General features: G+C 68.6%; 22 protein-coding genes. 15 read left to right on the top strand and 7 right to left on the bottom strand.

The features are described 5' to 3' along the window. Positions 1-19 precede the first annotated feature (19 nt). Positions 20-973 (top strand): NAD-dependent epimerase/dehydratase family protein, encoded by a 954-nt coding sequence (locus EV653_RS35140; protein ID WP_134109759.1) that lies wholly within the window; start codon positions 20-22, stop codon positions 971-973. On the opposite strand, the gene EV653_RS35135 is transcribed toward EV653_RS35140, so the two are convergent. Then, positions 963-1,706 carry a hypothetical protein gene (locus tag EV653_RS35135; protein ID WP_134109757.1) on the bottom strand — a complete coding sequence of 248 codons (744 nt, stop codon included), beginning with the start codon at positions 1,704-1,706 and terminating at the stop codon, positions 963-965. The two genes, EV653_RS35140 and EV653_RS35135, sit on opposite strands and share 11 nt — an antisense overlap. Before the next feature lie 106 nt (positions 1,707-1,812). On the opposite strand from EV653_RS35135, the gene EV653_RS35130 reads away from it, so the two are divergent. The 7 genes from EV653_RS35130 (at position 1,813) to EV653_RS35100 (ending at position 8,905) form a co-directional block, all read left to right on the top strand. Continuing rightward, the gene (locus EV653_RS35130) at positions 1,813-2,724 is read left to right on the top strand and encodes a Ppx/GppA phosphatase family protein (protein ID WP_441294986.1); all 912 of its coding nucleotides are present in this window, start codon (positions 1,813-1,815) and stop codon (positions 2,722-2,724) included. A 4-nt stretch (positions 2,725-2,728) separates the two neighbouring features. Next, positions 2,729-3,583 (top strand): sugar phosphate isomerase/epimerase family protein, encoded by an 855-nt coding sequence (locus tag EV653_RS35125; protein ID WP_134109753.1) that lies wholly within the window; start codon positions 2,729-2,731, stop codon positions 3,581-3,583. Next, entirely contained in the window at positions 3,580-4,170 is a 591-nt protein-coding gene (locus tag EV653_RS35120) for a TetR/AcrR family transcriptional regulator (RefSeq protein ID WP_134109751.1), read from the top strand. Before EV653_RS35125 ends, EV653_RS35120 begins: the two co-directional genes overlap by 4 nt. After that, entirely contained in the window at positions 4,170-4,739 is a 570-nt protein-coding gene (locus EV653_RS35115; protein ID WP_134109749.1) for an HD domain-containing protein, read from the top strand. Before EV653_RS35120 ends, EV653_RS35115 begins: the two co-directional genes overlap by 1 nt. Before the next feature lie 49 nt (positions 4,740-4,788). Then, positions 4,789-5,511 (top strand): ABC transporter ATP-binding protein, encoded by a 723-nt coding sequence (locus EV653_RS35110; protein WP_134109747.1) that lies wholly within the window; start codon positions 4,789-4,791, stop codon positions 5,509-5,511. Then, the gene (locus EV653_RS35105) at positions 5,508-6,245 is read left to right on the top strand and encodes an ABC transporter permease (RefSeq protein ID WP_134109745.1); all 738 of its coding nucleotides are present in this window, start codon (positions 5,508-5,510) and stop codon (positions 6,243-6,245) included. The genes EV653_RS35110 and EV653_RS35105 overlap by 4 nt, the downstream gene beginning before the upstream one ends. Positions 6,246-6,685: 440 nt before the next feature. Continuing rightward, positions 6,686-8,905 (top strand): hypothetical protein, encoded by a 2,220-nt coding sequence (locus EV653_RS35100; protein WP_134109743.1) that lies wholly within the window; start codon positions 6,686-6,688, stop codon positions 8,903-8,905. A gap of 145 nt (positions 8,906-9,050) precedes the next feature. On the opposite strand, the gene EV653_RS35095 is transcribed toward EV653_RS35100, so the two are convergent. From EV653_RS35095 to EV653_RS35080, 4 genes are all read right to left on the bottom strand, one after another. Then, entirely contained in the window at positions 9,051-9,350 is a 300-nt protein-coding gene (locus EV653_RS35095) for a hypothetical protein (RefSeq protein ID WP_134109741.1), read from the bottom strand. Next, positions 9,347-10,393, bottom strand: a complete 1,047-nt coding sequence (locus EV653_RS35090) for a hypothetical protein (protein WP_134109739.1) — start codon at positions 10,391-10,393, stop codon at positions 9,347-9,349. The genes EV653_RS35095 and EV653_RS35090 overlap by 4 nt, the downstream gene beginning before the upstream one ends. A gap of 11 nt (positions 10,394-10,404) precedes the next feature. Continuing rightward, positions 10,405-10,911 carry a SigE family RNA polymerase sigma factor gene (locus tag EV653_RS35085; RefSeq protein ID WP_134109737.1) on the bottom strand — a complete coding sequence of 169 codons (507 nt, stop codon included), beginning with the start codon at positions 10,909-10,911 and terminating at the stop codon, positions 10,405-10,407. Between the two features lie 108 nt (positions 10,912-11,019). Then, on the bottom strand, positions 11,020-11,352 hold the full coding sequence (locus EV653_RS35080; protein WP_134109735.1) for a carboxymuconolactone decarboxylase family protein: 333 nt from the start codon (positions 11,350-11,352) through the stop codon (positions 11,020-11,022). A 134-nt stretch (positions 11,353-11,486) separates the two neighbouring features. On the opposite strand from EV653_RS35080, the gene EV653_RS35075 reads away from it, so the two are divergent. The 3 genes from EV653_RS35075 to EV653_RS35065 are packed head-to-tail and all read left to right on the top strand — an operon-like array spanning position 11,487 to position 13,680. Further along, the gene (locus EV653_RS35075; RefSeq protein WP_134109733.1) at positions 11,487-12,407 is read left to right on the top strand and encodes a helix-turn-helix transcriptional regulator; all 921 of its coding nucleotides are present in this window, start codon (positions 11,487-11,489) and stop codon (positions 12,405-12,407) included. Positions 12,408-12,409: 2 nt separating this feature from the next. Then, the gene (locus tag EV653_RS35070) at positions 12,410-13,288 is read left to right on the top strand and encodes an aldo/keto reductase (RefSeq protein ID WP_134110949.1); all 879 of its coding nucleotides are present in this window, start codon (positions 12,410-12,412) and stop codon (positions 13,286-13,288) included. Positions 13,289-13,314: 26 nt separating this feature from the next. Then, positions 13,315-13,680: a DUF2255 family protein gene (locus EV653_RS35065; protein WP_134109731.1), complete on the top strand. Its 366-nt coding sequence runs from the start codon at positions 13,315-13,317 to the stop codon at positions 13,678-13,680. 6 nt (positions 13,681-13,686) lie between these two features. On the opposite strand, the gene EV653_RS35060 is transcribed toward EV653_RS35065, so the two are convergent. Continuing rightward, positions 13,687-14,721 (bottom strand): DUF695 domain-containing protein, encoded by a 1,035-nt coding sequence (locus tag EV653_RS35060; RefSeq protein ID WP_134109729.1) that lies wholly within the window; start codon positions 14,719-14,721, stop codon positions 13,687-13,689. A gap of 125 nt (positions 14,722-14,846) precedes the next feature. On the opposite strand from EV653_RS35060, the gene EV653_RS35055 reads away from it, so the two are divergent. The 3 genes from EV653_RS35055 (at position 14,847) to EV653_RS35045 (ending at position 17,288) form a co-directional block, all read left to right on the top strand. Further along, complete coding sequence (locus EV653_RS35055) at positions 14,847-15,776, top strand: proline dehydrogenase family protein (RefSeq protein ID WP_134109727.1); 930 nt, start codon at positions 14,847-14,849, stop codon at positions 15,774-15,776. Between the two features lie 29 nt (positions 15,777-15,805). Continuing rightward, positions 15,806-16,609 carry a pyrroline-5-carboxylate reductase gene (gene proC, locus EV653_RS35050; RefSeq protein ID WP_134109725.1) on the top strand — a complete coding sequence of 268 codons (804 nt, stop codon included), beginning with the start codon at positions 15,806-15,808 and terminating at the stop codon, positions 16,607-16,609. Positions 16,610-16,700: 91 nt separating this feature from the next. After that, positions 16,701-17,288 carry a hypothetical protein gene (locus EV653_RS35045; protein WP_238160662.1) on the top strand — a complete coding sequence of 196 codons (588 nt, stop codon included), beginning with the start codon at positions 16,701-16,703 and terminating at the stop codon, positions 17,286-17,288. Here EV653_RS35045 and EV653_RS35040 read toward each other — a convergent pair. Then, positions 17,281-17,715 carry a TIGR03618 family F420-dependent PPOX class oxidoreductase gene (locus EV653_RS35040; RefSeq protein WP_134109721.1) on the bottom strand — a complete coding sequence of 145 codons (435 nt, stop codon included), beginning with the start codon at positions 17,713-17,715 and terminating at the stop codon, positions 17,281-17,283. The two genes, EV653_RS35045 and EV653_RS35040, sit on opposite strands and share 8 nt — an antisense overlap. Before the next feature lie 51 nt (positions 17,716-17,766). Here EV653_RS35040 and EV653_RS35035 point away from each other — a divergent pair, with 51 nt between their 5' ends. After that, a complete protein-coding gene (locus EV653_RS35035; RefSeq protein ID WP_134109719.1) occupies positions 17,767-18,123 on the top strand; it encodes a winged helix-turn-helix transcriptional regulator in 357 nt (118 codons plus the stop codon). The last annotated feature ends 4 nt before the right edge of the window (positions 18,124-18,127 follow it).

The following is an 18,127-nucleotide window of genomic DNA, read 5'->3' as shown; positions in this document are numbered from 1 at the left end:
AGGCCCTAGGCTCTACGACATGCGTACGGTCGTCATCGGAGGCACTGGTCATATCGGCACCTATCTGGTCCCGGCGCTGGTCCGCCTCGGTCATCAGGTCACGGTGCTCAGTCGCGGCGAACGGACGCCGTACCAGTCGGACGGAGCGTGGCAGCGGGTCGAGCTGATCCAGGTCGACCGGGAGGCCGAGGATGCGGCCGGGACGTTCGGGCAGCGGGTCGCCGAGCTGAGTCCGGACGTCGTGATCGACCTGATCTGCTTCACCGAGGACAGCGCGCGGCAACTCGCCGAGGCGGTGCAAGGAAGGATCCAGCACCTCCTGCACTGCGGCACGATCTGGGTGCATGGTCCGAGCGGGATCGTCCCGACCCGCGAGGACACGCCGCGCAGGCCGTTCGGCGAATACGGCGTCCAGAAGGCGGCGATCGAGGCGTACCTGCTCGGCAAGGCGCGCCGCGACGGACTGCCGGTGACGATCGTCCACCCCGGTCACATCTGCGGACCCGGATGGACGCCGGTCAACCCGGCCGGCAACTTCGATCTCGGCGTCTTCGACAAGCTTGCCCAAGGCGACGGTGTGCTGCTGCCGAACTTCGGCCTCGAGACGCTCAACCCGGTCCACGCGGCCGACGTGGCGGGCGTCTTCCTGGCCGCGATCGCGAACCGTTCGACGGCCCTCGGTGAAAGCTTCCACGCGGTCGCCAGTGATGCGGTGACCCTGCGCGGGTACGCCGAGAGCGTGGCCGGCTGGTTCGGTCAGGAAGCCGGGCTGACCTTCGCGTCCTGGGACGAGTGGCGCCAGACCGTTTCCGACCAGGACGCGGGGGCTACGCGGGACCACATCCAGCACAGCCCGAACTGCTCGATGGACAAGGCGGCCCGCCTGCTCGGCTTCCGGCCGCGCTACTCCGCGGTCGAGGCCGCCCTGGACGCGATCGGGTGGCTCGTCGACAACGGCAAGATCACTGCTTAGACGCCGGGTGGGGCAGCAACGGTCGTGCTGCCTCCAGGTGCTGACGGCACAGCTCGGCGAGTACGTCGTACGCCTTGGGGCCCATCAGGGTCTGAAGCTCGACCTTGCTCGACTCGAAGACCGCCTCGACGTTGATGTGGGCCTCGGTGTTTCCGGTGCAGTACCAGTCGAGGTCGTGCCCGCCCGGGCCCCAGCCGCGCCGGTCGTACTCAGCGATGCCGACCTCGGTGTACGTCGTGCCGTCGGGTCGCTCGACCTCCCGGAAGGTCCGGCGGATCGGCAACTGCCAGCACACGTCGGGCTTGGTCTCGACGAAGTGGATGTCGCGCTTGAGCGCCAGCCCGTGCAGGGCACAGCCCGCGCCGCCTTCGAAACCCGGACGGTTCAGGAAGATGCAGGCACCCTCCCAGACCCGGGTCTTGCGCTCACCCTCGTCGTCGGTCTCGACCCAGCCGTTGGCCCGGCCTTCCTTACGGAACTGCCAGTCCTCCTTGCTGAGCTCCTTGGCCCACTTCTTCACCCGCTTCTCGTCGTCGGAGTCGGAGAAGTGCGCGCCCAGCGTGCAACAGCCGTCGTTCGGCCGGCCCTTGTAGATCCCCTGGCAGCCACCGCCGAAGATGCAGGTCCAGTTGGACGTCAGCCAGGTCAGGTCGCAGCGGAACACCTGGTCGGAGTCGTCGGGGTCGATGAACTCGACCCAGGCGCGGGGGAAATCGAGAGAAACCTCAGGCACTCAGAAAGCGTACGCGCCTTCACCCCCCAACTGTGAACCCCGACTCCCGACCCGCCGCTGCACCCACGTCCAGTAGCGTGGGGGAATGCGGCTCGGCGTACTAGACGTGGGATCAAACACCGTCCACCTGCTCGTGGTGGACGCACATCGCGGTGCCGCGCCGCTTCCGGCGTACTCGCACAAGACCGAGCTGCGGCTGGCCGAGCACCTCGACAAGGACGGGAAGATCGACCAGTCCGGGGCCGACGGGCTGATCGCCTTCACCAAGGAAGCGGTGGAGCTGGCCGAGGACAAGGGCTGCGAGTCGCTGCTCGCGTTCGCCACCTCCGCGCTGCGTGAGGCGCCGAACGGCGAGAAGGTGCTGGACCGGGTCCGGTCGGAGACCGGCGTGGACCTCGAGGTGCTGAGCGGCGACGACGAGGCCCGGCTGACGTTCCTCGCCGTACGGCGTTGGTTCGGCTGGTCCTCCGGCCGGCTGGCGGTGTTCGACATCGGCGGCGGGTCACTGGAGATCGCGGCCGGATCGGACGAGCAGCCGACCGTGGCGGTCTCGGTCCAGCTCGGCGCCGGCCGGTTGACCCGTGAGGACCTGACCGTGGACCCGCCGGACAAGGAGCAGGTGCGCGCGCTGCGCAGGCGGATCCGGCTGGAGATGGCGGCGGTCGCAGGTCCGGTGCTGAGGGCCGGCAAGCCGCAGCGTTCGGTCGCCACCAGCAAGACGTTCCGCTCGCTGGCCCGGATCGCCGGAGCCGCCCCGTCGGCCGACGGACCGTACGTGCCGCGCACGCTCAACCGCGACGACCTGAGCGAGTGGATCCCGAAGCTGACCAAGATGTCGGCCGCCGAGCGGGCCGCGCTGCCCGGGGTGTCGGCCGGTCGCTCGTCGCAGCTGGTCGCCGGCGCGCTGGTCGCGGACGCCGTGATGGATCTGTTCGACCTGCAGGCCCTCGAGGTCTGCCCGTGGGCGCTCCGCGAGGGCGTCATCTTGTCCCGGCTCGACCAGCTGCAGCCCCGGTGAACCGATGAACCCCCGCACAACCGCGAAGATCGGTCTGTCCACCGCCTCCGTCTACCCCGAGTCGACCGCGAGCGGGTTCGAGCTCGCCGCCCGGCTCGGGTACGACGGTGTCGAGGTGATGATCGGGATCGATCCGCTGAGCACCCAGATCGACGCGATCAAGCGACTCGTCGACTATCACCAGCTCCCCGTGCTCGCGCTGCACGCGCCGACGCTGCTGATCATGCAGCGGGTCTGGGGGACCGACCCGTGGAGCAAGGTCGAGCGCAGCGCCGAGGCCGCGAAGGAGCTCGGCGCGGACGTCGTCGTCGTCCATCCGCCGTTCCGCTGGCAGCGGGACTACGCGCGCGGGTTCGTCGAGGGGATCGCCCGGCTGGAGGCCGAAACCGGCGTGACGCTCGCGGTCGAGAACATGTACCCGTGGCGTGCGCCGGGGCGTGACCTGCAGGCGTACGCGCCGAGCTGGGACCCGACCGAGCAGACGTACGCGCACACCACCCTCGACCTGTCGCACGCGTCGACGGCCGAGCAGGACTGCGTCGAGCTCGCCGCGACGATGGGCAAGAGCCTCACCCATGTCCACCTGACCGACGGGACGGGGTCGGCGAAGGACGAGCACCTGGTGCCGGGCCGCGGCACACAGCGCGCCGCGGACCTGCTCGGCACGCTGGCCAACCAGGACTTCCGCGGGCACATCATCATCGAGATCAACACCCGTCGCGCGACCAGTCGCTCCGAGCGCGAGGTCGACCTGGTCGAGTCGCTCGAGTTCACCCGCAAGCACTTCGTCCGCGGCACCTCCCGCCGTACGTCGTTCGCGGTCACGCCGGAAGGTGAGATCTCGGAGCTGACGCCGTGACCGCTTCCCGACGTACGCCGGGACGCCGCCCGGGCGGACCGGACACGCGGGGAGAGATCCTGCAAGCGGCCCGGGAATCCTTTGCGGACAAGGGATTCTCGGCCACCTCGATCCGTGCGGTCGCGCGGCAGGCCGGGGTCGACGCAGCGTTGGTGCACCACTACTTCGACAGCAAGGAAGAGCTGTTCATCGAGGCGATGGCGATCCCGGTCGACCCTCGCCAGATCGCCGCGACCATCGTCAATGGACCGCGCACGGAGATCGGCCGGCGGATCGCGACGGCGTTCCTCGGGGTCTGGGAGTCACCGGAAGGCCAACAGCGGATGAAGGCGCTGTTCCGCAGCGTGGTCAGCAGCGACGAGGTGGCCCGGATGATGCGGGAGGGGATCAGCCAGATGATCATCCAGCCGGTCTCCCAGACGCTCGACGCGCCGGACGCCCAGCTGCGGGTCGGCATGGTCGCCACCCAGCTGGTCGGGGTCGCGATCGTCCGCTATCTGGTCGGGCTCGAGCCGGTCGCGTCCGTCGACGTGGAGACGCTGATCGATCGGCTGGCGCCCGTCCTCCAGCAGCAGCTGACCGGCTGATGCAGATCCCCACCGACGCCGAGATCCGCGCGTTGCACCGGGCGTACGCGCCGGCCCGGGACGCGTTCGAGATCGTCTTCGAGCACTGCCGGCTGGTGTGTTCGCTCACCGAGCAGTTCTTCGCCGGGCGTGACGTGGACACCGATCTGGTGCGGGCCGGTGCGCTGCTGCATGACGTCGGGGTCTATCGGCTCGAGTCGTCGCCTTATGTCCGGCACGGCGTCCTCGGGCACGAACTCCTTGCATCGTTGGGTTTTCCGGTCGAGATCTGCCGGTTCGCTTCGTGCCACACCGGAGTCGGGATCACACGGGACGACGTGGTGCGCCAGGCGCTGCCGATCCCGGTCGACGACTACCTGCCGCGGACGCCCGAGGAGGAGCTGGTCCTCTACGCGGACAAGTTCCACAGCAAGCGGACGCCGCCGGTGTTCATGACCGCTGCCACGTACGCGGCGGAGGTCGCGCGGTTCGGGCCGGACAAGGTGCGGAGGTTCGCCGAGCTGCGCTCGAAGTACGGCGAGCCCGACTTGAGTGCGTTGAGCGCCGCCACCGGGTACGCCGTTATCTGACCGGGCACAAGCTGTTGCCAGGGGTCGTCGTCCGCGCTAAATTCATCATATGATGAAAAACGCGGTGAGTTGCCGTGAGGTCGTCGTCGTACGCGGCGACCGCGAGGTGCTGCACGGGGTCGGGTTCGACCTCCGGACCGGGTCGGTGACCGGGCTGCTCGGGCCGTCCGGCTGCGGCAAGACGACGCTGATCCGCGCCATCGGGGGCCTGCAGGCGAAGGTGACCGGCGATGTGTCCGTGCTCGGGCTGCCCGCGGGCGCGTCGAAGCTGCGCGGCCGGATCGGGTACGTGACCCAGGAGCCCAGTGTGTACGGCGATCTGACCGTCACGGAGAACCTCCGCTTCTTCGCCGCGGTCCTCGGCGTCGCGTCGTCCGACGTGGAGCGGGTGATCGAGGCCGTCGACCTGACGAGTCATGCCGGCTCCCGCGTCGACCGGCTCTCCGGCGGGCAGCGCTCTCGCGCCTCCCTCGCTGCCGCGCTCCTCGGCAGCCCCGAACTCCTGGTGTTGGACGAACCAACGGTCGGTCTCGACCCGGTGCTGCGCCGTGATCTCTGGGAGCTGTTCCACAAGCTGGCCGACGACGGCGCGACGCTGCTGGTCTCGAGCCACGTGATGGACGAGGCTTCTCGCTGCGATCGCCTGCTGCTGATGCGGGACGGTGACCTGCTGGCCGACGACACGCCTCAGGGGCTGCTCGACTCGGTCGGCACCGACGACATCGAGCAGGCGTTCCTCACCCTGATCGACCGGAAGGCTGGTGCGCGATGACTCCACGGGTGACGTTCGCGGTTGCGGCTCGGGTGCTCGCCCAGTTGCGGCGGGACCACCGGACCGTGGCGATGCTGATCGTGCTGCCGGCCTTGCTGGTCAGTCTGATGTGGTGGATCTTCCATGACTCGCCGGGGACGTTCGACCGGATCGGCGGGCCGCTGCTCGCGGTGTTCCCGGCGATCATCATGTTCGTCGTCACGTCGGTCGCAACGCTGCGCGAGCGGTCGAGCGGCACGCTGTCCCGGCTGTTCACGATGCCGATGGCGAAGCTCGACTTCCTGCTCGGGTACGCGCTCGCGTTCGCGCTGATCGCCGTCGTACAGGCGCTCGTCGTGGTCTCGATCGCCTTGTATCTCTTGGATCTGAACATCCAGGGTGATGCGTGGCAGTTGGGGGTCGTCGCGGTCCTGGACGGCGTACTCGGTGCCGCGCTGGGGTTGTTTGCCAGCGCGTTCGCGGCGACCGAGTTCCAGGCTGTCCAGATGATGCCGGCCGTGATGATCCCGCAGATCCTGCTGTGCGGGCTGCTCGTCCCGCGCGACCAGTTGCCCTCGGTGCTGCACGCGGTCAGCGACGTACTGCCGTTGTCCTACGCGGTCGACGCCGTCATCGGAGTTGCCAACGGCAACGGTCTCGCCAGCGGTGCCGGCGGCGACGCCCTGGTCGTGCTCGCGTTCGTCCTCGCAGCCCTCGGCCTGGGCGCCGCCACCCTCAAACGCCGTACTGCTTGAGAAAACGAAGAAATACAAGAGAGTTCAGAGGGGTGGCCGGTTTCGGTGAACGCCCGCGAGTTTGCTGGGCTGCACAGCGTGTCACGGCAGACGGCGACCCATCGCGGCCGGGGAATCGGAGTCGCGACGCAACGTGCCCGGCCCGCGGGATGTGCCGGCAGAGCACGAACGATCGAATCAGCACAGCGAACTGGTCGGTCGTCAGTTCATGAAGGGGCGCAGTTTGCGGGGACGCCGCGCGGGTGCCCTGCACGACGATGTCCTCTGTCCACGTTGAGCACGGGATCCCCGCCGCGACCAACCGGTCCTCGCAGAGGCTGCTGACCCCGCCCGCAGAACCTGCCCGCGATCTCCGGGACACGCGTTTTCGGCTTGTAAATAAGGGGTTTCGAGGCTGGTTCGATTTGGCCTCGGAGCGTTAGACAGCTAGAATCGAACACATGTTCGAGACTGATCTGAGTGAGCTCTCCACGGCCGACCTGCTGGAGTCGGCCGCCGAGCACCGCGCGATCGCCAACCAGGCCGACGCCCGCCTGCTCGAGCACGCCCAGATCTACGCCGACCGCTTCCACCCATCCGTGTGCGGCATCCGGCCCGGCCGCCGCTCTGCCGACGGACGCGAGCGCGCCGTGGTGCTGGGCGGCGAGGGCTGCCCGGAGATCGCCGAGTTCGCGATCGCCGAGTTCGGTGTCACGCTCGCGATCTCGCCGATGGTGGCACGCCAGTTCCTCGGCGAGGCCCTGGCACTGCGCCACCGGTTCCCCTTCACCTGGGCCCGGGTCCAAGCCGGTGACGCCACCCCCTGGAAAGCCCGCCAACTCGCCACGCAGTGCCTGAAACTGTCCGAAGATGCCGCCCGGTCAGTCGACAAGCGGGTCGCGCCATTGATCGACGCCATCAACCCGTACCGCCTGGACAAGATCATCCGCGCCGCCAAACTCCACGCCGACCCCGACCTGGCCCGCGACGAGGCCGCCGAGGCCGCCCAAGAGCGCGGCGTCTTCGTCGGCCGCAGCGACCACCACGGCAACAAAACCATCTACGCCAAGGCCCCGGCCGGCGCGGTGATCCGCCACGACGCGACCATCGCCGCGATCGCCGAGGCCCTCAAGACCTTCGGCGACACCCGCCAAGTACAGCACCGCCGCGCCGACGCCATCGGCATCATCGCCGACCCCCGCTTCACCCAAGAACTCCTCAACCAAGCCCGCAACCGCCCCACCCCACCCAACTCCGCAAACACCTCCACAAACAGGTCCACAAACAGGTCCACAAACAGGTCCACAAACACCGCCGCGTCCCCCGCCCACACCGCGAGCTCGGCTTCAAGCCCTGGCCGACAGCCGGCGAACGCGACGACCTCTGAAGCAGCCCCCGACTCGCGTCCAGTGGATGCAGCCTCGCAATCAGCGCCCGGCACCCGCTCGCCCGCGACAGGCCCCAGCGCGCCCAGCCCACGCGACACGACGACAGGCCCCAGCGCATCCAGCCCACGCGAGACGGCGACAGGCCGCAATGCGTCCAGCCCACGCGATACGGCGACAGGCCACAGCGCGTCCAGCCCACGCGCTACCGCGACAGGCCCCAGCACGTCCAGCCCACGCAACGCGGCGACGGGCTCCACTGCGTCCGGCCCACGCGATACGGCGCCGGACCACAGCGCGCTCGGCTCGCGGGACCGCTCGAACGACACGCCGCGCACGTCGGCAGACCCGGCGCGCGCTGGTTCGACGGCGCACCCGGCAAGCTCGCCGTACGGCGGCTGGCGCGACCCCTCGAACGACACACCGTGCACGTCAGCAAACCCGACCCACAGTGACACCACGGCCGACCCGGCAAGCCCGGCGTCCGAACGCCGGCATGCCGGTGATGCCAACCTCGCTGATCCCGTCGAACTGCGGGAAGCTCCGCCGGACGACGATGTCGGGCCCTACGATCCCGATCCGCCGAGTGATCCGTTCGACACTCGGCCGACGGGCTACGTTCCCGGGCCGCGGACCGAACCCGACGACGGCGCGCCGATGGACGGTGCCGCGCAACGGGCACTCGACGCCCGGCTCGCGCAGATCAAGCACGACGCCCACACCCACCCCACGAGTAGCGGCGGAGAGCTGCGTCCGGGGCAGACCGAGGTCTACGTGCACCTGACCGACCTCACGCTTGCCACCGGCAACGGCGTGCTGCGTGCCGAGGGGATCGGGCCGCTGCTGGCCGATCAGCTCACCGAACTCATCGGCCACGCGCCGTACACCGTCAAGCCCGTGATCGACCTCAACGACGCGGTCAGCGTCGACGCCTACGAAATCCCCACCCGCATCCGCGAACGCGTCCGCCTCACCTACCCCGTCGAGTTGTTCCCGTACGGTACCCGCGAAACGCATCGCAGCATCGACCTGGATCACATCGAGCCCTACGATCCGTACGGGCCCGCCGGGCAGACCAGCACCCGCAACCTCGCCCCGCTCAGCCGCTTCGGCCACCGGGTAAAAACCCACGCCTCCGGCTGGAAAGTCCACCGCCTCGACCACAAGACCCTGGAATGGACCACACCCCACGGCTTCATGTTCGAGGTCGGCCCGACCGGGACGCACCGCCGGCCAGCCCCACACCCGACAGCGCGCCCTGAGCTCCCCGGAAGACCCGATCGAGCAACTCGATGATCTCGTCTACCCGGAGACTGCTTTAGCCTCTTCTTTTCGCTTGCTCGCCGATGAGCCAGTCCGACTTCACCGGCGGTGCGAAGCGGAAGTAGGTTCGGGTCGCCGAAGGTCCCGGGCACCTTGCCGTGACCGGTGATGGACGTCTTCACCCCGTCGGCGTGGCCGCACGCCGACCGACCGCAGCGCGTACTCGTACCCCCGCGGGTGGGGTGGCATCGTCGTTGAAGGTCGACGTCTCGTGGTCGACGAACTTGCTCCACCCGCCGCCGATCCGGGCCAGCGGCGACGACGTCACCTTGCCGCTCTTGTCGAGCTCGATCCAGTGCTGGTACATCGCGTCACCGAACACGACCCGCCCGTACCGCGAGCTGCCGGCCGCCGTCAGTTCGTTCACGAACGACGCGTCCATCCGCACCGCGCGGCCGGATCCCTTTTGGGTGATCACGGTTGGAAGACTTTGACGACCTTTCCGGTCTTGTCGTACGCCGCGACCTTGGGCTGGTCGGTGATCTTGTACTTCGACTTCGTGAACCAGGTGTAGGCGAACCAGCCGCCGGGCCCGACCGGGACCTCGTACGCCGGAGCGGATCCGATCCGGAGCCGGACCGTGGTCGCCGTCGTCGACTTGACCCGGCCCCAGCCGCTCATTCCGTAGATCGAGCAGGTCCGGTTGACGCAGCCCCCGCCGCCACCGGCGCCGGCGTACATGTCCGCTCGGACGGACTTGTCGGACGGGTCCAGCACCGGGTCGCTCCTGTTGAGATTGGTCAGGGTGAGGAAGGTCGCGCTCCGGCTCAGCTCCGACCCGGGTTGCTTTGCCGAGGAGAGTTCGCAGTCGACCACCTTGTGCCCGGACGGGGAGATCGCCACGATGGCCGCCTTCCCGAGGGCCTTCGACTGGTCGGATGCCACTACGCGCCAGTCGGTCACGTCGATCCAGGCGATCACGGAGCAGTTGCGTAGCTTGTCAGCCATGTCGGCCGGCACCGGATCCTTCGCCGCGGCCGCGACAAGAGCCGCCGAGGGCCTGTCCCCGCCGGGCACTGTGCAATGCCCGCTCTTCTCGCCGATCTTGATCTGGTACAGCATCAGGTGACCGGACCGGGCGTTCCCGTCCGTGGCGCCTTCCAGCGGTCGCTTCTCGCCCGGGTTCTGCAGGCTGCAGCGGCGGGTGGCTTCGGCCTTCGTGATCCGCTGGTCGGCTCCGGCCTCGCCGCTCGGCACTCCGGGCACCGGGCTGAACCCCGCGTGCTGCGAGTGATCGTTCGCGACGCCCGGCTTGTCGTTCGCCGAGGTCAGGCCGGGCAGCAGGCTCGCCGCGACCGCGATCGCGGCCACACCGGCGACCGCCCCGCCCACGTGGAGGAGCTTGCGCCGGCGTCGTCCGCGGTGACCGCGGGTCAGCAGCGCGTCGGTGTCGAAGGGGTCCAGCGGTTCGGAATCAGCGAGCCGGTGGAGCTCGGCGCTGACCTCACGTACGTCTTCCATCTCGTTCTCCTTCACAGCGCCTGGCTCGTCCGCCGCCGGTCGATGGCTCGTCGGAGAGTCTCGAGACCACGTGCCGCCTGGCTTTTCACCGTGCCCGTCGTGCAGCCGAGGATCTCCGCGGTCTGCTCGACGGACAGGTCCTCGTAGTACCGCAGTACGACGCACGCCCGCTGCCGAGGCGCGAGCGATCGCAGGGCCTCGAGTACTTCGTCCCGCTCGGCGTGCCCGGCCGCGAAATCCTCGTGATCGACCCGATCCGGTACGTCGCCGATCGCGACCTCCCGCCGCCACGGCCGCCGTCTGCCGTCATGCGCGGCATTCACCACCATCCGGCGGGCATAAGCGAGCGGATTCCCTGCCCGCCGCACTTTCGGCCAGGCGAGGTACAGCTTGTAGAGCGCGTCCTGGACCACATCATCAGCCCGATGCCGATCTCCCACCACCAGAAACGCCGTCCGCCGCAAGGAAGCGCCCGCCCCCTCCACGAACTCCACGAACTCCCGGTCCCGCTCCGCCATCCGGTTCTCCACTCTCCATCTCCCCCTCAAGACGGAAGCCCAGAACCCCCAGGTTGCACCCCCACCAGGTGCACCTGAGAAAGAAAGGCAATCCCGGCGCGGCTCTGTTCAGTTCCCGTCGGGACCGAAGACCTCCTTGGCGACGGTGATTGCGGACATCGCGCGGGGCCAGCCGGCGTAGAACGCCAGGTGGGTGATGGCTTCTTTCAGTTCGGTTTCGGTCAGGCCGTTGTCCAGGGCACGGGCCAGGTGGCTGCGTAGCTGTTCGGTGTTGCCGCCGGCCACCAACGCGGCGCAGGTGATCAGGCTCCGGTCGCGGGAGCTCAGCTCGGGCCGTGCCCAGACGTCCCCGAACAGCACGTCGTCGGTCAGTTCGACGAGTTTCGGGGCGAAGTCTCCGATCAGGCGTTGCGCCGGGGTTTGTTGCTCGGCGTTCGTCATGCGGTCTCCTTGCTCGACGTGGCGTTGTCACCACACAGACCACACAACCCCGACCCCCGCGGACATAACAGGCCCTGTCGAGAGGGGTACTGACAGGGTCTGTTACGCCCGGAATGACGACGTAGCGTGAAGTCATGGCCGCCAAGCACGACCCCAGCAGCAACGACCTGCGAGAGTTCCTCACCACCCGCCGGGCGAGGATCACCCCCGACCAGGCCGGGCTGCCGGTGTACGGCGCCAACCGCCGCGTCACCGGCATGCGCCGCGAGGAGGTCGCCCTGCTTGCCGGTATCAGCGTCGAGTACTACACCCGCCTGGAACGCGGCAGCATCGGCAGCGTCTCCGACAGCGTCCTGGACGGGCTCGTCCACGCCCTCCAACTCGACGAGGCCGAGCGCGACCACCTGTACCGCCTGGTCCGCGCCGCCGGTACGCCGGCAGGCCGGGCGACACGACGTACCCCCGTGAAGAAGCGTGTGCGGCCGACTGTCCAGCGCATCGTCGACCAGATGCCGATGCCGGCGTACCTGCGCAACAGCCGCTTCGACCTGCTCGCCGCGAACGACCTCGGCCGTGCCCTGTACAGCCCGATGTACGACCAGGCCGCCACCCATACGCCGGGCCAGCCGCCCAACAGCGCCCGTTTCTGCTTCCTCGATCCCGTGGCGACCGATTTCTTCGTCGACTACGACAAGGTCGCGAACGACTGTGTCGCGTACCTGCGCGCCGAGGCTGGTCGTGATCCGTACGACAAGGACCTATCCGACCTTGTGGGCGAGCTCTCCACCCGTAGTGACGACTTCCGCCGGCGCTGGGCCGCCCACGATGTGCGTTACCACCGCACCGGCCGCAAGCGGATCCACCACCCCTTGGTCGGCGACCTCGAGCTCGACTACGAAGCCTTCGAACTCGCCGGCGACCCTGGCCAGCGGATCAACGTCTACACCGCACCACCCGACTCGGCGTCCGAGGAAGCTCTGAACCTCCTCGCCAGCTGGACAGCCCGCGAACCCGCGCCAGGCGTGCCGACAGCCACCGCACATGACAAGGATTGATGATGCAAACCCTGACGCTGAACAACGGTGTCCAGATGCCCGCCCTCGGCCTCGGTGTCTTCCAGACCCCGCCGGCTGAGACGCGCGCCGCGGTCGCGGCGGCTCTGGATGCCGGATACCGCCACGTGGACACCGCTGCCGCCTACGGCAACGAGCGTGAAGTCGGCCAGGCCATCCACGACTCCGGTGTCCCGCGAGACGAGCTGTTCATCGAGACCAAGGTCTGGATCACCGACTACGGGTACGACGAGACGCTGCATGCCTTCGACAAGAGCGCGGGCAAGCTCGGCGTGGACCACCTCGATCTGCTCATCCTGCACCAGGCGCTGCCGAGCGACTTCGGCAAGACCCTCGATGCCTATCGCGCGCTCGAAACCCTCCTGGCCGACGGCAAGGTCCGTGCCATCGGCGTCAGCAACTTCATGGTCGACCACCTCCGCGCGCTCCTCGACGCCGCGACCGTGGTTCCGGCAGTCAACCAACTCGAGATCCATCCGTACTTCCAGCAGCGCGAGGTCCAGGCCTTCGACAGCGAACACGGCATTCTCAACCAAGCCTGGTCGCCGATCGGCGGAATCACCTTCTACCGCGACAGCGGTCACACCAACGCTCTGGAAGATTCCGTCATCGGCGAGATCGCCCGCGCGCACGGCAAGTCGCCGGCTCAAGTGATGCTCCGCTGGGGCCTGCAGCAGGGCCGCTCCGTCATCCCCAAGTCGACCAAGCCCGAGCGGATCGCCGAGAACCTGGACGTGTTCGACTTCGAACTCTCCGTCGACGAGCTCGCAGCCATCGACGCGCTCGACACCGGCAAGCGCGGCGGACCGGAACCCGAAAGCATGACCCTGGCAAAATTCGGAACACCGATTCCCGAAGCCTGACGTTCCTAGTTGAAGGGCAGGAGCCGATGAGTAGTTGGACTGCTGAGGAGTTGCGGGAGCTCGAGCGGATCAGTGAGATCCGGGTCGCCGGGCGGCGTCGGGACGGATCGCTGCGTACGCTCACCATCGTTTGGCATGTCGTCGTAGACGGAAGCCTTTATGTCCGGTCGGTGCGCGGTGCCGACGGCAGTTGGTACAAGGGGGTCATCCGTCACCACGAAGGCGCAATCTCCTGGGACGGCAAGACCCGCGACGTCACCTACATCCCCGACGCGACCGTCGACGATCAGCTCGACGCGGCCTATTACACGAAGTACGGCAACGGCTCGGCGACCCGTGCGATCGTCAACTCCACCGCCCGACCCACCACCCTCCGCGTCGAGCCCAGGTAAGTACGGCTAGCCGGACAGGTGGGCGACGTTGTGCCAGGCGGGGTCGGGTTCTGCGGTCAGGGTTACTTTGCCGTGGGGCCAGCCGGTGGTGGCGGCTTGGAGTTGGGCGTCGGCGGGCGTGGTGCCGTCGGTGTAGTAATGCAGGATGCGGACGCCGGCCGACGTCTCGTGGGCCAAGAGGTTGCCGGAGCCACCCAAACGGTCGGTGAGGTGGTCCTCGAACGCCCGTAGTTCGTCAAGCATCTCCGACTCCGGCAGACCGTCCTCCCGGACCACCGGATAGTGGATCGCGACGGCAACATGCGTGTCCAGGTGCGGCCGCCGGATCGAGCGCAGTGGGTACTCCGCGGTCGCGATGACCCGCTGTCCGTCGCGTGTGCCCTCCAGCATCTTCCATGCCGGGCTGCCGTCCTCCAGCGTGTGCTCGGCCGCAAACCCAGCCACCGCGGGTAATAGCGAATCGATCGGTACGGCGTCATCCGGCGGCGCGGGCAGTGTGTCGATGGCGCCGACCCACGTCTCCACCATCTCCTCGCCGAGCACCAGGTCCAGGATCAGGAACGTCACCCGCCGCTGCGCATCCACCGACAGCGACGCGAACACAGGATGATGTACGCCGACGTGCACCGACGCAGTGTCCGGTTCGATCGACACCACGGACTCGTCGGTCGCGACCGGGGGCAGCCCGTCGAACTGGATCGTCACGGCGGGCCCGGGCCGGCGCAGGTCGGCGTACTCCCAGGTCTGGTCGGAGGGCGGGGCGGCGCGCAGCCAGCGGCGGGCGACCGCGCGCTGGGCCGGGTTGCCGGCGGCGGTGACGATGAGGACATGGGTGGCATGCAGTCCGGGCCCCAGCTCCCACTCCAGGTCGGGGCTGATCCGGGCGATCCGTTCGTTCAGCTCCACGTTCACGTCGGCCGGCTCCTGGCGGGCGATCGCGCCGGCGACAGCAGCAGCGCCGGACCCCGACCACCAGGACCAGAACGCGCCGATCGGATCGGCGTCCACGGCGTTGCGGCGGCGACGCTTGAAGATGGGCATGAGCGCATCTTCTAACAACGTGGGGTGCGTGTGGCCCGGGCCACAGGATTCCGCAAAGCCAGGTTCAGGCGCGTAACCTGCTGACACCACTGGCAAATGGGTGGGTTGATGAGGAGGAACACGTAGTGCTTCGGCGAGTCCTGCTGGGCATGTCCCGCAGCCCCCAGATCAAGAAAGCGGTGTCGTCGCTCCCGGTGTCCAGTGGCATCGTGGCGCGGTTCGTCGCCGGCGAGACCGCTCCGGAGGCCGTGCTGGCCACCGAGAAGCTGGTCAGCAACGGGCTGAACGTCACCCTCGACCACCTCGGCGAAGACGTCACCGACCTGGCCGCCGCGCAGGCCACCGCCGACGCGTACCTCGACCTGCTGAAGCAGCTCGCCGCCGCCGGCCTGACCAAGAACGCCGAGGTCTCGGTCAAACTGTCCGCGGTCGGCCAGGCGCTGCCCGGCGACGGCGAGAAGATCGCGCTGGAGAACGCCCAGACCATCTGCCTCGCCGCCCGCAACGCCGGTACGACGGTGACCCTCGACATGGAGGACCACACTACGACCGACTCCACGCTGGGCATCCTGCGCGAGCTGCGCCAGGACTTCCCCGAGACCGGAGCGGTCCTGCAGGCGTACCTCAGGCGGACCGAGGCCGACTGCCGCGACCTGGCACACGCCGGCTCCCGCGTCCGTCTCTGCAAGGGTGCGTACAAGGAGCCCGAGTCGGTCGCGTTCCAGGAGAAGCGTCAGGTCGACAAGGCGTACGTCCGGGCGATGAAGGTCCTGATGAACGGCGCCGGCTACCCGATGATCGCGTCGCACGACCCCCGGCTGATCTCGATCGCGGGCGCGCTCGCCGACCGCGCGAACCGCCGGCCGGGAAGCTACGAGTACCAGATGCTCTACGGCATCCGTCCCGAGGAGCAGCTCCGCCTGGCCGGCCTCGGCCACACCGTGCGCATCTACATCCCGTACGGCGAGGACTGGTACGGCTACCTGGTCCGCCGCCTCGCCGAGCGCCCCGCCAACCTGCAGTTCTTCGCCCGCTCCTTGATCAGCAAGAAGTAGCCGGAGCGCTCAGCAGTAACCTGTGCACCATGAGTGCAAAGGTGGCCGTTCTCGGGGCCGGGGTGATGGGGGAGACGTTGCTGTCCGGGCTGATTCGGGCCGGGCGGCGACCGGAGGAGCTCCTGATCACCGAGCGCCGGGAGGAGCGCGCCACCGAGCTGCGTGAGCGGTACGGCGTTGACGTCGTCTCCAACCTGGACGCCGCGAAGCAGGCGGAGACGCTCGTGCTGGTGGTGAAACCGCAGGACATGCCGGATCTGCTGGCCGAGATCGCCCCCGCGATCCAGCCGAGCCAGACCGTCATCTCCCTGGCCGCGGGCATCAGCACCAAGTTCGTCGAGTCCCGCCTGCCCGAGGGCGTCGCCGTCGTCCGCGTGATGCCGAACACGCCGGCGCTGGTCGACGAGGGCATGGCGGCGATCTCCCGGGGCGCGCACTGCGACGAGAGCCACCTCGAGCTGGCCGAGAGCCTGCTGGCCGCGACCGGTCGCGTCGTCCGGGTGCCGGAGAAGCAGCAGGACGCGGTGACCGCGATCTCCGGCTCGGGCCCGGCGTACATCTTCTTCGTGGTCGAGTCGATGATCGAGGCCGGCGTACACATGGGCCTCCCGCGCGCTACTGCGACCGACCTCGTCGTCCAGACCGTCGTCGGCTCGGCGAAGCTGCTGCGGGAGACCGGCGAACACCCGACGGTGCTGCGGGAGCGCGTGACGTCCCCGGGCGGTACGACGGCCGCCGCCGTCCGCGAGCTGGAGGACCACAAGGTCCGCGCCGCGTTCCTCTCGGCGATCGAGGCCGCACGCAACCGTTCCCGCGACCTGGCGGCAGAATAGCCGCCGAATAACACCTCTCGCACTGCTGGCGTTATGGTTGGGCGCCGCAGTTCCTTCCTTGTGCAAGGGTTGAGTCGCTATGGTCCCGCCCATGGGTAATGGTTCGGTCGAGCCGGACACCGCGCCTGCGCAGCAGCACCACGAGGTCGCGCAGCGAGCCGACGTGCCGCAGTTGCCGTGGCGCGTCCCGCTGGATCCGGCGCCGTGGTGGGCCTGGGCGCTGTTCATCCTGCCGTTCATCGTCGTGCCGGGGCTGAATTCGTGGCTCTGGATGGGTGCCCGCGACATGCTCGCGGTCGGCCTGCTGACGATCATCGGCGCCTCGGTCGTCCGCGTCGCCGGCGGCGTCGTGCTGTACCGGGTCGAGCTGACCGAGACCGCGCTGAAGGCACGCACCAGCATGCTGATCCGCAGCCTGGCCTGGCAGGACGTGGACTCGATCGAGATCGGCGACGACTACGTCGTCCTCACTCGCGGCCCGGACGAGAACGAGATCAACGGCATCCCCAAGGACCGCACCGCGGAGGTCGGCGCCGTGATGGAGGCGATCCGGGCTCAGGCCGCGGACACGCCCGTACGCCGCCATCGCCCGCGCCCCGGCATCGGCGCCGCGCTCGTCCTGCTGTACCTCGTGCTGTCGATCGGCGCCTTCCTGCTCCGCTGGCACATCGTCATCTGACCGTCCACGGTCCTTCGCCGCTGATCCGCTCGACGGTCACCCGCGTCACCACGCCGGTGTCCCAGATGCCCTCGCCGAACGGGAACTCCGGCAGGCCGAGGTACCGCTGGGTCTCCCGATCCATCAGCGCCTTGTAGTCCTCCGCGACGCCGGGACCGTGGAGCTTTACGGTGCCCCGGACGACCAGGTACTGGGTGATGCCTCGGGAGCTCACCTGGTCGTCCTGGATCAGCAGGGTCACGCGCGGATCGCGGAACAGGTTGCGGGTCTTGCGGTGGGGTGCCTGGAGACCGATCAGCAGCTCGTCACCGTCGCGTTCGACCCAGACCAGCGAGGCCTGCGGCGACCCGTCCGGGTCGATGGTGATGATCGTGACGTCCTTCGGCTCGGTGAAGAGCCGGTGGGTGCTTTCGGGAAGAGCGTTCATGGCACGGAACGCTAGACAGCGCCGTGGGAACCGCTGGGTACCCTGACAGCTGTGTACGGTGTGGAACCCGGCGACATCTTCCTGGCCGACTGCCCGGCGCGGTTGGCCGTCGAAGTGATCGCGGACAAGTGGGCGGTGGTCGTCCTGTGGGGACTCAACGACCACCCGCGACGGCATTCCGAGCTGGTCGACCTGATCGGCGGCATCTCGAAGAAGGTGCTGACCCAGACCCTGCGCCGCCTGCAGACCAACGGTCTGGTCACCCGGACCGATTACGGCGGCGTACCGCCACGCGTCGAGTACGACCTGACCGACCTCGGCCGTACGCTGATGGGCCCGATCCGCATGCTCACAGAATGGGCAGAACAGAACGGAGAGGCAGTCCTCGCGGCTCAAGAGGCAGGATGACCGC

Source organism: Kribbella pratensis, from assembly GCF_004365355.1.
Lineage (GTDB): Bacteria > Actinomycetota > Actinomycetes > Propionibacteriales > Kribbellaceae > Kribbella.
Note: the sequence above shows the minus strand (reverse complement) of the source record. Positions and strands in the feature narration are given on the sequence as shown.